11 protein-coding genes and 1 pseudogene are annotated in these 12357 nt (G+C 65.1%); 7 read left to right on the top strand and 5 right to left on the bottom strand.

Annotated elements, in window-relative coordinates; translation table 11 throughout:
- Positions 1–15: 15 nt before the first annotated feature.
- On the bottom strand, positions 16–303 hold the full coding sequence (gene rpmB, locus AC1DWU_RS00210) for a 50S ribosomal protein L28 (RefSeq protein ID WP_477147938.1): 288 nt from the start codon (positions 301–303) through the stop codon (positions 16–18).
- A gap of 213 nt (positions 304–516) precedes the next feature.
- Here rpmB and AC1DWU_RS00215 point away from each other — a divergent pair, with 213 nt between their 5' ends.
- The 5 genes from AC1DWU_RS00215 to AC1DWU_RS00235 all read left to right on the top strand — a co-directional run bounded on the left by AC1DWU_RS00215 (position 517) and on the right by AC1DWU_RS00235 (position 7004).
- Positions 517–1308: a DUF3108 domain-containing protein gene (locus AC1DWU_RS00215; RefSeq protein ID WP_477147939.1), complete on the top strand. Its 792-nt coding sequence runs from the start codon at positions 517–519 to the stop codon at positions 1306–1308.
- Between the two features lie 631 nt (positions 1309–1939).
- Positions 1940–5062 carry a helicase-related protein gene (locus AC1DWU_RS00220; RefSeq protein WP_477147940.1) on the top strand — a complete coding sequence of 1041 codons (3123 nt, stop codon included), beginning with the start codon at positions 1940–1942 and terminating at the stop codon, positions 5060–5062.
- 3 nt (positions 5063–5065) lie between these two features.
- Complete coding sequence (locus AC1DWU_RS00225; RefSeq protein ID WP_477147941.1) at positions 5066–5449, top strand: RNA-binding S4 domain-containing protein; 384 nt, start codon at positions 5066–5068, stop codon at positions 5447–5449.
- Positions 5450–5746: 297 nt separating this feature from the next.
- Positions 5747–6085, top strand: coding sequence for a ferredoxin FdxA (gene fdxA / locus AC1DWU_RS00230; protein ID WP_477147942.1), 339 nt, complete (start codon positions 5747–5749; stop codon positions 6083–6085).
- Positions 6086–6440: 355 nt separating this feature from the next.
- Positions 6441–7004, top strand: coding sequence for a CarD family transcriptional regulator (locus AC1DWU_RS00235; RefSeq protein ID WP_477147943.1), 564 nt, complete (start codon positions 6441–6443; stop codon positions 7002–7004).
- A gap of 87 nt (positions 7005–7091) precedes the next feature.
- Here the strand turns inward: AC1DWU_RS00235 and AC1DWU_RS00240 are convergent, their stop codons facing one another.
- Both AC1DWU_RS00240 and AC1DWU_RS00245 read right to left on the bottom strand, forming a co-directional pair.
- Positions 7092–7997, bottom strand: coding sequence for a S1C family serine protease (locus AC1DWU_RS00240; RefSeq protein ID WP_477147944.1), 906 nt, complete (start codon positions 7995–7997; stop codon positions 7092–7094).
- Positions 7998–8169: 172 nt separating this feature from the next.
- The gene (locus tag AC1DWU_RS00245; RefSeq protein ID WP_477147945.1) at positions 8170–9063 is read right to left on the bottom strand and encodes a LysR family transcriptional regulator; all 894 of its coding nucleotides are present in this window, start codon (positions 9061–9063) and stop codon (positions 8170–8172) included.
- A 95-nt stretch (positions 9064–9158) separates the two neighbouring features.
- On the opposite strand from AC1DWU_RS00245, the gene AC1DWU_RS00250 reads away from it, so the two are divergent.
- Positions 9159–10091, top strand: coding sequence for a DMT family transporter (locus tag AC1DWU_RS00250; RefSeq protein ID WP_477147946.1), 933 nt, complete (start codon positions 9159–9161; stop codon positions 10089–10091).
- A 94-nt stretch (positions 10092–10185) separates the two neighbouring features.
- The gene (locus AC1DWU_RS00255; protein ID WP_477147947.1) at positions 10186–11175 is read left to right on the top strand and encodes an aldo/keto reductase; all 990 of its coding nucleotides are present in this window, start codon (positions 10186–10188) and stop codon (positions 11173–11175) included.
- 36 nt (positions 11176–11211) lie between these two features.
- Here the strand turns inward: AC1DWU_RS00255 and AC1DWU_RS00260 are convergent.
- A pseudogene (locus AC1DWU_RS00260) lies at positions 11212–11598 on the bottom strand (hypothetical protein); the annotation flags it as partial.
- A 305-nt stretch (positions 11599–11903) separates the two neighbouring features.
- A complete protein-coding gene (locus tag AC1DWU_RS00265; protein WP_477147948.1) occupies positions 11904–12176 on the bottom strand; it encodes a DUF4242 domain-containing protein in 273 nt (90 codons plus the stop codon).
- Positions 12177–12357 lie beyond the last annotated feature (181 nt).

The raw sequence follows: 12357 nt of genomic DNA on the forward strand, positions 1-12357 counted from the left end.
TCTGTTGGAAGCTGCTTACGCCGTTGCGAGAGCGGCGCGCACTTCCTTCTTGACGGCCAGCGCCACCGGCGACAGCTCGGCATCGTTGGCCTTCAGCAGGAAGGCATCGAGGCCCCCGCGGTGCTCGACGGTGCGCAGCGCGTTCGCCGAGATGCGCAGCTTGACCGCGCGGCCGAGCGTATCCGACAGAAGCGAAACGTTGAGGAGATTGGGGAGGAAGCGGCGACGGGTACGGTTGAGCGCGTGGCTCACCTTGTTTCCGGTCATCACGCCCTTACCGGTGAGTTCGCAGCGGCGAGCCATAGTGTTATCCTGTCAAAAGGCCCTCGGCGGGGGATTATTCCCCTCGCAACGGGCTGGAGTCTGTTCTTGATTGCGGGGCCTCCATAGAGAACTAGGCCCCTCTCGTCAAGCTTGTGAACGCCGAACGCCTTGCCAGTCCGGCGTTCCCTCGGCATTTTGGCCGCGATATTGATTCGCTTTAGTTGGCGACGCCGTCAGAGGTCCGTTCCCGTGTTGAGCGCCGGTTTCCGCCAAGCATTGCGATTTGCCGCCCTCGGTCTGGGGCTGCTGTCCCTGCCCGTCGCTGCCGCCGAGATCAAGGCGCGCGCCGAGTATATGGTGACGATGGGCGGCACGCATGTCGCCAATGTCCGTATCAACCTCACCGATGACGGCTCGGCCTATTCGCTGGTGCTCGACGCCAAGATTACCGGGTTGGCGCAGCTGGTGGCGAGCGGCTCCGCCAAGGCCACCTCGACAGGCAGCTCTGGCGACAAGGGCCTCCGGTCACAGAAGTTCGACCTCTTGACCCGCGCCGGCGGCGAGGATTTCACCTCCGCCATCACCTATGCCGGCGGCACCGTCGCCTCGTTCATTGTCGCCCCGCCGATCGTCAACAATATCGACCGGGTGGCGATCGAGCGGAAGCACCTCACCACCGCCAACGACATGCTGGCGCCGTTCGTGCTGAAGGGCGCGGCGCTCGACGGGCAACTGTGCAATCGCCAGATGCCGATCTTCACCGGCGTCGAGCGGTTCAACCTCAGCCTGAAATACGTGAAGGACGACAGCGCGACCTCCAAGCGCACCGGCTACCAAGGTCCGCTGGTGCTGTGCAGCGTCCACTACACCCCGATCTCCGGCCACTACACCAACAACGAGATCACCACCTACTTGGCCAAGAACGAGCGCATCCTGATCTGGTTCGCGCCACTGAAAACCGCGGGCTACTACATCCCCTACCGCGCACTGGTAACCACCGAAGCCGGCGACCTGTCGGTGGTTCTCACCGAACTCACCGAGTAGGCGAAAAGCCGCTCCCCGGCGATGAACGGCAGCTAAACCCTTGCCTCAGCACGCGTTCAATCGCGTTGCCACATTCTGCCTCCAACGGCTCGTTATTTCCGCGCCCCGGACCACCGGCAACAGACCGTGGTCCCTCGTGCCGGCACGCCTCCAAGCGGGGTCGCCGGCCGGGCTGCGGAAATCATGGTTAACGGGGCGTTACCAAAATCTGCGTGTCATTCCGGCACGGTCAACGGCTATTTTGCCAAGATCGGCGCGACACACCCCGGCATTCCGGACTCCGACCTGTGAAACCGCAAAAAATCTTTGCGGCCTAGGGCTTTACGCCCCGTTCACACTTGGCTGATTCTGCCTCGAAAACCGTCGGAATTAACGCTTTCGCAACCTTCCTGAACGGGATCTCCGGGGATATCGCCCACTGCCATACGAAAGCCGCGCGCCTAGCGGTTCAGCCCATGCCGCACCTACCATATGCTGTGGGGAACAAACGCGGATTTCCGAGTCGCAACCGATTCCTTTCCGGTTTGTTCCCTGTTCGTGCCAGTGGTTAACGTGCCGCGCGACCGGATGGAGATATTGTTCCGCCACGAGACACTCGTTTGTTGGCGTTCGATCACCTAAATAGGGCGCAATGACTCCCGCTTCCGCCTCCTCGCTCAAGGCGATCCTTGGGCCCACCAACACTGGCAAGACCTTCTTCGCCATCGAGCGGATGCTGGCGCACCGCTCGGGGATGATCGGCCTGCCGCTGCGGCTCTTGGCCCGCGAGGTCTACCACAAGGTGGTCGACAGGATCGGTGCCCAGCACGTGGCGCTGGTGACCGGCGAGGAGCGGATCGTGCCTGCCAAGGCGCGCTATTGGGTGTGCACGGTCGAGGCCATGCCGCTCGACGTGCCGGTCGAATGCGTCGCGATCGACGAGATCCAGGTGGCGACCGACTTCGACCGCGGCCACGTCTTCACCAACCGCCTGCTGCATGCCCGTGGCATCAGCGAAACCCTGCTGCTCGGCGCCGCGACCATGACGCCGCTGATCCGCGCGCTGCTGCCCGATGCCGAGATCATCCACCGGCCGCGCTTCTCCGAGCTGCTCTATGCCGGCTCGAAGAAGATCTCGCGCCAGCCCAAGCGCTCGGCCATCGTCGCCTTCTCGGCCACCCAGGTCTACGCCATCGCCGAGCTGATCCGGCGCGAGCGCGGAGGCGCCGCCGTGGTGATGGGGGCGCTCAGCCCGCGCACCCGCAATGCCCAGGTCGATATGTACCAAAACGGCGACGTCGATTTCCTCGTCGCCACCGACGCCATCGGCATGGGGCTCAACCTCGACGTGCACCACGTCGCGTTCGCCGACGACCACAAATTCGACGGCCACCAGACCCGCCAGTTGACCCCGGCCGAGTTCGGCCAGATCGCCGGTCGCGCCGGCCGCCACATGCACAACGGCACCTTCGGGGTGACCGGCAATGCCCCGGATTTCGACGAAGAACTGGTCAAGCGGCTCGAAACCCATGATTTCGAGCCGGTACGAGTGGTGCAATGGCGCAACGCCGAGCTGGATTTCCGCTCGATCGAGGACCTGCGTGCCAGCCTCGACCAGACGCCAAAGCTGAAGGCCCTGACCCGCGTGCCCATCGCCACCGACCAGCACGCGCTGGAGTTCGTCGCCCGCAACGAAGCGGGGGCCTCAGCCAAGGGCGAGGCGGCGGTGCGGCTGCTCTGGGAGTGCTGCGGCATCCCGGATTACCGCGATATTTCGCCGGCGCAGCACGGAGAAATCATCACCCGGATCTATTCCGACCTGATGCGGCACGGCCGTGTCGACGCCGATTGGATTGCCGAGCAGGTGCGGTTCTGCGACAATGTGACAGGCGACATCGACACGCTGAGCAACCGGATCAAGCAGATCCGCACGTGGACCTTCGTCGCGAACCGCAAGAACTGGCTTGAAGACCCCGCACATTGGCGCGAAAAGACCCGGGACATCGAGGACCGCTTGAGCGACGCCCTGCACGAGCGTCTGACGCAGCGTTTTGTCGATCGTCGCACTTCGGTGCTGATGCGCCACCTGAGAGACAAGCATATGGTATCGCCTGAAATTAACGACCGCGGCGAAGTGAGCCTCGAAGGTCACCTGATCGGCTCCATCGAAGGCTTCCGCTTTACCCTCGCCCGGTCCGAAGGCGGCGACGCCAAGGGCGTGGCCGGTGCGGCCGCCCAGGTCGTGGCCCCCGAGATCGCCAAACGCGCCGAGCGCGTCGCCGGCGCCCCGAACGAAGAGTTCGTGCTGGCGACCGACGGCTATGTCCGCTGGCGCGGCCAGGTGGTCGCCAATCTCGCCGAGGGCGAGAACCTGTTCGCCCCGCGCCTGCTCATCCTCGCCGACGAGAGCCTCTCCGGCCCCGATCTCGAGCGGGTGCAGGACCGGCTGAACCTGTGGCTCCGCCACCTGATCAACACCCAGCTTGAAAGCGTGCTGTCGCTGGAAGCCCCGGCCGACCTGGAGGGCGCGGCCCGCGGCGTTGCCTACCGGCTCTACGAGAACCTCGGCATCCTGCCGCGCAGCGCCGTGGCCGAAGAGGTCAAGGGCCTCGACCAGGACGTGCGCGGCAAGCTGCGCAAGCTCGGTGTAAAGTTCGGCGCCTACCACATCTACGTGCCGCAGAGCCTTAAGCCTGCTCCGCGCGAGCTGGCCCTGATCCTCTATGCGCTGAAGCATGGCGGCGTGCGCCAGCCGGGCGTCGCCGACCTCCCGCAGATCGTGCTTTCGGGCCGTACCTCGTTCCTCATCGACCCCGAAGTGAACACCAAGCTCTATGAGCTCGCTGGCTTCAAGGTCGCCGGTCGCCGCGCGGTGCGCGTCGATATCCTCGAGCGCCTCGCCGATATCATCCGGCCGCTGATCGCGCTGAACCCGGTCACCCACCAGGGCGAACTGCCTCCGGGCGCCGCCGAGGGCAACGGCTTCCGCGTCACCGTCGAGATGACCTCGCTGCTCGGTACCGCCGGCGAGGATTTCGCTTCGATTCTCAATTCGCTCGGCTATCGCGTCCGCCGTACGCCGAAGGTTGCGCCCCCTGCCCCTGAGGCGGTGACCACCGAGACGACCACCGAAACCACGTCCGAGACGGTCGAGGCCGTTACGACCGCGGCGCAGGCCGATCCTGCCGCTGCCGACGCCGTGGATGCCGAGGTCAATGCCGCCGCAGTCGATGCCGTGGAAGGCAGCGCCCCCACGGTCGAAGCCACGCCCGCAGCCGAAGTCGCAGCCGTCGAGGCGGCAACCGCCGATCTCGGCGCCCCGGCTCCAGCCGAAGACGCCAAGCCTGCCGAACCCGAGTTCGACGAGATTTGGTTCCCCGCCGGCCGCCGGCCGGACAATGCCCGTCACGCCGGACCGCGGCGCGGCCAGCGCGCCGACGGTGCCGAAACCTCGGCCGAAGGTGCCGAGAAGGCTGAGCGCTCGCAGCGCAACTTCCGCCGTCCCGACCGTCCGCAGGGTGGCGACGCCGCTACCCCAGGCGACAACAAGCCGGCCCGTCCGCGCTTCGAGGGCCGCCGCGACGGCCAGCGTCCGGGCAATGGCGGCAAGCCGTTCGAGAACAAGGGCAAGCCCAGCGGCGGCGGCAAGCGCTTCGACAAGCCCCGCGAGGACTGGAAGGAACACCGGCCGCGCGAGGACCGTAAGCCCGCCGTGCTCGATCCGAACTCGCCCTGGGCCGCGCTTGCAGCGCTCCGGAACCCCAAATCCGAATAGCCATTGGACAAGCAACGGCTCGACAAGTGGCTGTTCTTCTCGCGTGCGGTGAAATCCCGTACCCTGGCGCAAAAGCTGATCGAGACCGGCGCCATCCGGGTCAATTCCGAACGCACCGACCGCTCCGACCATAAGGTCGGGGCTGGCGATGTGCTGACCATGACGGTCCACACCCGCCTCTTGGTCTGGCGCATCCTCGACCCCGGCACCCGCCGCGGCCCAGCCCCCGAAGCCGCCCTGCTCTACGAAGACCTTTCGCCCGCGCCGACACCGCGCGAGGAAAAGCCCGCCATGCACGCTGAGCGTGACGCGGGTAGCGGGCGGCCGACCAAGAAGGAGCGCCGCAAAACCGATCGGCTACGGGACGACGAGGACGGCGCAGGTTGAACGTTCCGGCCTCGGATCGTTCACTTCCTCGTCATTTTCAGCTCGTTCCGTTTTTCCGTCCATCTGCCACAATTGACCGCCCCGTGCTCACCACCGTGCCAGCGGCGGAATGCCACTGGCGTCGGTTGAGGGGATAAGTGGATGGCTTGGCGTTCGATCCGACAAAAGCCTGACAGCCCTGTCCCTTGCGGCAGCGGACAAAAAGGGCTAGCACGGCCCGAGGCGTAGCGCCTGCCGCGCGCGCCCGGCTGAAAGACCCAGCGGCCCTAGAAACTTGAGCAGGAACGCTCGCGAAGAATGACCTACATCGTCACGGACAACTGCATTAAGTGCAAGTACATGGACTGCGTCGAGGTTTGTCCCGTCGACTGCTTCTATGAAGGCGAGAACATGCTCGTCATCCACCCCGACGAGTGCATTGACTGCGGCGTCTGTGAGCCCGAATGCCCGGCTGAGGCGATCAAGCCCGATACTGAGGGTGGCCTCGACAAGTGGCTGGAGATCAACAGCAAATACGCCTCCGCCTGGCCCAACATCACTGAAAAGCGCGATGCGCCGGCCGACGCCAAGGAATGGGACGGGGTCGAGGGCAAGTTCGAGAAATACTTCTCGGAAGAGCCCGGCGAGGGCGACTAACGCCGCCCGGCGAGGCCGATTGGCCGCCGTTTCGCCCCGGGTTTGCCCTGCCGATGAATGGCTTATGAGCCGAACCTGAACAGGTTCCGGCAGCCTTGATTCGCAACTTTTGATTTTGCTGAAATTTTGTGCTACGCTCCTCAAACGAATGGAGCTTGCCCGTCATCCAATGCGTGCCGCTAGGCACCCTTTTTTTTGACACCAGCAATTATGGGGGCGCAGTCAACCGGTCGCGCGGACCGGCAGAGTGCGCGAAGGGTCTTTGCTTACTATTCGGACGGGCGAACGAGCAACAACCAGGACAGCCTCTCCGCGAAGAGCAGTCCGGCGGCGGCGTTAATAGGAGTATCCCTTTATGGTCACCAAGAAGCCTCAGCAGCGGCTTGGATTCAAGACGAGCGAGTATATCGTCTATCCGGCGCACGGCGTCGGTCTGATTACCTCGATCGAGGAACAGGAAGTCGCGGGCATGACCCTCGAGCTGTTCGTCATCTCTTTCGAGCAGGACAAACTCACCCTTCGCGTTCCCGTCGCCAAGATCAAGTCCGTCGGCATGCGCAAGCTCGCCGAAGAGGACGAGGTCAAGAAGGCTCTGGACACCGTCACTGGCCGTGCGCGCGTCAAGCGCACCATGTGGTCGCGCCGCGCCCAGGAATATGAAGCCAAGATCAATTCGGGCGACCTGATCGCCATCTCGGAAGTCGTCCGCGACCTGTTCCGCTCCGACGACCAGCCCGAGCAGTCCTATTCCGAGCGCCAGCTGTTCGAGCAGGCGATGGACCGGATGAGCCGCGAAGTGGCGGCCGTCAACAAGCTCACCCTCACCGAGGCCGTGCAGCTGATCGAAAAGAACCTCGCCAAGTCGCCGCGCCGCGGTCCGAAGTCGGACGCCGCCGACGCCGAGGAAGCCGCCGCCTAAGCAGCAGCTGCAGATCGAATGGGAAAGGCCGGTCGCGAGACCGGCCTTTTTCGTTCCCACCACGGCCGCCTTGGCGTCTGACGCTGGCTACTGCAGCTGTGGCTTCTTGAGGAACAGGTTGCGGTCGGCGGATTTGACCCGGACCCAAGTCTCTCGGCCGTCGCGGACGACACGCATCGGCAGTTCCGCGCCGGCCGGGCCGCTGCTCCACAGCTTGCGGTAGAAGTCGGCGAGGCCTTCGACTTCGCTGTCGCGCACATCGGAGATGATGTCGCCGCGGCGAATGCCCGCTTCGGCGGCCGGGCCACCTTCGGCGACGCTCATCACCACCACGTCGCCATCGTCCTCGGCGGAGAACACGCCGAGCCATGGGCGCGGCGGCCGGTCGGCCTGGCCGCGGGCGAGCAGGTCGTCGAGGATCGGCGGCAAGAGGTCGATCGGCACGATCATGTTGATCTCGGCGGCCTCGCCGCTGCGCATCATCTGCAGCCGCAGCGAACCGATACCGAGGAGCTTGCCGTCGGCCCCGATCAGCGCCGCCCCACCCCATGACGGGTGCGCCGGCGAGGTGAAGATCGCTTCGTCTAGCAGATATTCCCAGTAGCCCGCGAATTCCTGCTTGGCGACGATGCTGGCGCGGATCGACTGCCCGGTGCCATCGGCAAACACCACCGCGTCGCCCAGATGCACCTTGGCGCTCTCGCCCAGTTCCAGCGCCGGCAGATTGAGCGGCCCCAGCGCCTGCACCAGGCCGAAGCCGGTTACCTGGTCATAGGCGAGCGCGTGGGCGGGCACGACCCGCCCATCCTGCGTGGTCAGCCAGACTTCTTCGGCCTCGGTGATCAGGTAGCCGATGGTAAGCACCAGCCCATTCTCGCGAATGACCACGCCACTGCCTTCCCTGAGCGTGCCCAGCCCGGCGGCGGTGAAGGCATCGTCAGGGATCGTGGCGCGAACCGCGACGATCGACGGCAGAATCGGATCAATATCCATGGTGATGTCCCGTGTGCTGCGACAGGTTGGCGTGGCGACCTGCGCACTGCAAGCCAACATGATGTCGTAACTCAACAGGTAGGCGACGACAGGCGCCGCCGCAAGACTTGCGAGATGCGATTGGCTGCGGCCGGTGATCAACATTCACGGCGGCAGCGGCCGCCGCGCCTGGCTAGCCGCGATGCCGCAAAGCCTCGACAAGCAACGCGAAGGCCGGCGAGGACTGCCGCCGGCTCGGGTAATAGAGGTGGTAGCCACCCCAGGGGGGACACCAGTCTTCGAGCACGCGCACCAGCCGGCCCTCGGCAATATGAGGGGCGGCGAGGTCCTCGGGGATGCAGGCGAGGCCAAGACCCGCGAGCGCTACCGGCAGGATCTGGGTGGTGTTGTTGAACACCAGCTGTCCTTCGACCCGAACACTGAGTTTGTGCCCATCCCGTTCGAACTCCCAGGCATAGAGCCCGCCATAGGTCTGGAGCCTGAGGTTGATGCAACGGTGTCCGGTGAGCTCCTGTGGCGTCTCGGGCTGCGCGCGCCCTGCAAAGTAGGATGGCGCGGCCACGACGGCGAAGCGCCAGTCGGGGCCGATGCGAACCGCGATCATGTCCTTGGCGAGCGACTCGCCCAGCCGCACGCCGGCGTCGAAGCGGCGGGCGACGATGTCGATCAGGCTATTGTCGGTGCTGACCTCGACATTGATGTCGGGATAGGCCGGCAGGAACGCAGCGAGCTTTGGCCAGAGCACCGAATTGACGGCGTGCTCGCCGGCAGTGATGCGGATCGTACCCGCCGGCCGTTCCCTCAGTTCGCTAAGGGCCGCGAGTTCCCCCTCGATCTCCTCGAACCGGGGTCCGACGTTGAGCAGCAGGCGCTGGCCGGCCTCGGTCGGCGAAACGCTGCGCGTGGTACGCATCAACAGCCGCAGCCCGAGCCGGGTCTCGAGTTTGCGGATGGTGTGGCTGAGCGCCGATTGCGAGACCCCGAGCTTCGCCGCTGCCTTGGTGAAGCTCAGCTCTCGCGCAACGGCGAGGAAGGCGATCAGGTCGCTGATGTCTTCGCGCGGCATTGATGAGTTCCACTCATGGGATCATGCCAATAATGACTGCTTTTCGCTTATGGGCTCAAGCGATATCGTTGGCTCTCGAATGGAGAGGCAGCCACATGGCGGATCTTACCACTGCGGGACGGCCGCTTGTCGGGATTGGCCTCGTGGCTCTCGCCACCCTGGCGTTCGGCGTGGGCGACGTCGTGACCAAGCACCTGTCGATGCTCTATCCGGTGCCGGTGGTCATGGCTATGCGGTACCTGGTCAATCTCGTGCTGCTCGCGCTCATCGTCTGGCCCCGCCTTCGCACGCGCCTGTGGCAGGCTAAACGCCTGTGGCTGGTCGTGCTGCGCGGACTCTGCCTTGCTGCTGCGTCCCTGACACTGGGCTGGGCGTTGCGGCTGATGCCGGTCGGCGAAACGGTGGCGATCATCTACCTGGCGCCGTTCGCCGTCATGCTGTTGGCGGTGCCGCTGCTCGGCGAGCGGGTCAGCGCAATTGGCTGGATGGGCGCCGCCATCGGCTTTCTCGGCGTACTGCTGATCGTCAGGCCCGGCGGCAGCCTCGACCCGATCGGGGTGGCCCTGGCGCTGGTCAATGCCGGCCTCGCGACGAGCTATCACCTCCTCACGCGCTATCTCAGCCGGACCGAGACGACGATCTCGATGTTGTTCCATTCCACCTGGGTGGGCGCGCTGGTGTTCTGCGTGCTGGCCCTGCCCGATATTCGTGGGTTCAGCCCTGCTGCTCTCGATATCGCGCTGATGGTGCTGCTGGGCGGACTGATGACGCTCGGTCACTTCCTGTTCACCGCCGCCTACAAGCAAGCGCCGGCCTCGATGCTGGCGCCGGTCAACTACCTGCACCTGGTCTGGGCGAGCGGGCTCGGGTGGCTGGTCTTCGGCCACGTGCCGGAGAGTTGCAGCCTCGCCGGCATGGCGCTGGTAATCGCTGCGGGCGCGACGGTCGCAGTCAACTCGCATCTGCAGCACCGCAAGACCAAGGCTGAGGCCGAAGCTGACGCCGAGGCAGCAGCGGCAATCGGCTGAAGTAGCCCACGGCCGCGCCGCCAGCCATGGAGGAGCGGCGCATCGTCAAGACGCTGCTGCGCGTCTGACCCAACCCCGCAACGAGGAGCACGAAATGCAGAAGCGCAAACTTGGAAATGCCGGTCTCGAAGTCTCGGCAATCGGGCTGGGCTGCATGGGCATCAGCCAGTCCTACGGCCAGCCGCTGCCGACCCCAGACGCCATCAAGCTGATCCGGGCGGCGTTCGATCAGGGCGTCACCTTCTTCGATACCGCCGAGGTCTATGGGCGTCGCGCCAACGAGTTGGTGGTCGGCGAAGCGCTGGAGCCGATCCGCGATCAGGTGGTGATTGCCACCAAGTTCGGCTTCGATCTCGACGGCACGGGCAGCGGCAGCGGCCTCAACAGCCGGCCGGCGCATATCCGCGAGGTCGCTGAGGCCTCATTGAAGCGGCTGCGCACCGACCGCATCGACCTGTTCTACCAGCACCGCGTCGATCCAGAGGTGCCGATGGAGGACGTCGCCGGTGCGGTCAAGGACTTGATCGCCGAGGGCAAGGTGAAACACTTCGGCCTCTCGGAGGCGGGGGTGAAGAACATCCGCCGTGCCCATGCGGTGCAGCCGGTGACAGCGCTGCAAAGCGAATATTCGCTGTGGTGGCGGGAGCCTGAAGAGGCGATCATCCCGGTGCTCGAGGAACTGGGTATCGGCTTTGTGCCGTTCAGCCCCCTGGGCAAGGGCTTCCTCACCGGCGCGATCGACACCAGCACCAAGTTCGACAGCACCGATTTCCGCAACACGGTGCCCCGCTTCGACGCCGAGAACCGCGCCGCAAACCAGGCCATGGTGGATGCCGTGGTGCGGGTTGCCGCGGCGAAGAAGGTCACACCGGCGCAGATCGCACTGGCCTGGTTGCTGGCGCAGAAGCCGTGGATCGCGCCGATCCCGGGGACGACCAAGCTCCACCGGCTTATCGAGAACAATGGCGCGGCATCGATCGAACTGAGCGCCGCTGATCTCGCCGATATTGAGAGTGCCACCTCGGGGATCGTCCTGAAGGGCGCTCGCTACTCGGGGGAAAACGCGGCGCGCATCGACCGCTGAGCGGCTTGAGGCAGGCGGGGAGGGCTCAGCCAGCCCTCCCCGCCAGGCCCACACGTGCAGCTCGTAGAACGCCGGCAGGCCATAGCGATTGGGGGCATTGGTGAAGCTGAACAGGTGCCCATCGAGATTGGCCGGCCCCTTGGTGGTGATGTACTCGACAGCGATCAGCTTCAGTGAGCCATCGGCCTGCGGCTCGTACATCACCGCCTCCGGATGGGCGATGTCGATGGCGTCGTCCTTGAGCGCTGCTTCCGACACGAAGTGGATGCCCATGGCACCACCCTCGATACCGCTGACGCAGGGGATCGGGGCATAGCCCTCGCCCTTGGCCACCGCGACATCCTGGAACCGCTCGTTGGCGGCGCGCACCTTGTCGGCGAGCGGGTTGGGCAGGTCGGCATGCGCCGCGGCTTCATGTGCCATGGCCGAGCCGATGAGCAGGCCGCCGCCGTCCGACTGGTGAGCATTGGCGCCGCCGACCGAGAGCGCCGTGGTGACGGCGAGGGCTTTGAGAAGGGTTGATGTCTTCATGGTTGAGTCTCTTCTGATGCGGCCAAACCGGCGGCGGCGGCCGACATCACATGTCGAGCCGGTCGGCGGCTTGCTCCTGTTGGGATTGGCTCCTCGGAGCCGGTCATGTGCCGGGGGGCGAATGCCAGACCGGCTCCAAGGACACGCCGAACGACGCCGGCACGGAGACACGGAGGCAACTCCGTGTCCGGTGTCGGTCAGCGGTAGAAATAGGGGTCGAGTACCCGCACTTCGGTGATGCGATCGACCGGCAGCGCGTTCTTCTGCGCGACCATCCGGATCGCCTCGGGCGACGGGCCATCATAGATGCAAAAGCTCTGCTTCTTGTCCGGCGAGACGAACGACTGCACCCAGGTGACGCCTCGTTCGGCATTGCGGGAAACCACACCGCCCATGGCGGTGGCGCCTGATTCATCGATCGGGATGATCAGGCCTTCGGGAAAACTGCGTTCAACGACATAGCGCGGCATTTCATGGTCCTTCACGTTTCGGCCCCCGCTTCGGCGGCCGGTGGCGGACCATGCCCCCATGCGGGGCATTGCTCTATCGGCTTGATTACCCAGATTGGCGCCGCCAATTACCCACGTTTCGACGCGATGGAATAATTGACCGCGGGCGGTGTTATTCATACGACGTATGACGACTCTGCCC

Source organism: Devosia sp. P2_G7, assembly GCF_056403495.1.

Coding starts and splice junctions, on each gene's coding strand:
- AC1DWU_RS00235 (WP_477147943.1), top strand. CDS start 6,441: ATGGTCACCAAGAAGCCTCAGCAGCGGCTTGGATTCAAGACGAGCGAG.
- fdxA (WP_477147942.1), top strand. CDS start 5,747: ATGACCTACATCGTCACGGACAACTGCATTAAGTGCAAGTACATGGAC.
- AC1DWU_RS00245 (WP_477147945.1), bottom strand. CDS start 9,063: ATGCCGCGCGAAGACATCAGCGACCTGATCGCCTTCCTCGCCGTTGCG.
- AC1DWU_RS00255 (WP_477147947.1), top strand. CDS start 10,186: ATGCAGAAGCGCAAACTTGGAAATGCCGGTCTCGAAGTCTCGGCAATC.
- AC1DWU_RS00240 (WP_477147944.1), bottom strand. CDS start 7,997: ATGGATATTGATCCGATTCTGCCGTCGATCGTCGCGGTTCGCGCCACG.
- AC1DWU_RS00250 (WP_477147946.1), top strand. CDS start 9,159: ATGGCGGATCTTACCACTGCGGGACGGCCGCTTGTCGGGATTGGCCTC.
- AC1DWU_RS00220 (WP_477147940.1), top strand. CDS start 1,940: ATGACTCCCGCTTCCGCCTCCTCGCTCAAGGCGATCCTTGGGCCCACC.
- AC1DWU_RS00265 (WP_477147948.1), bottom strand. CDS start 12,176: ATGCCGCGCTATGTCGTTGAACGCAGTTTTCCCGAAGGCCTGATCATC.
- rpmB (WP_477147938.1), bottom strand. CDS start 303: ATGGCTCGCCGCTGCGAACTCACCGGTAAGGGCGTGATGACCGGAAAC.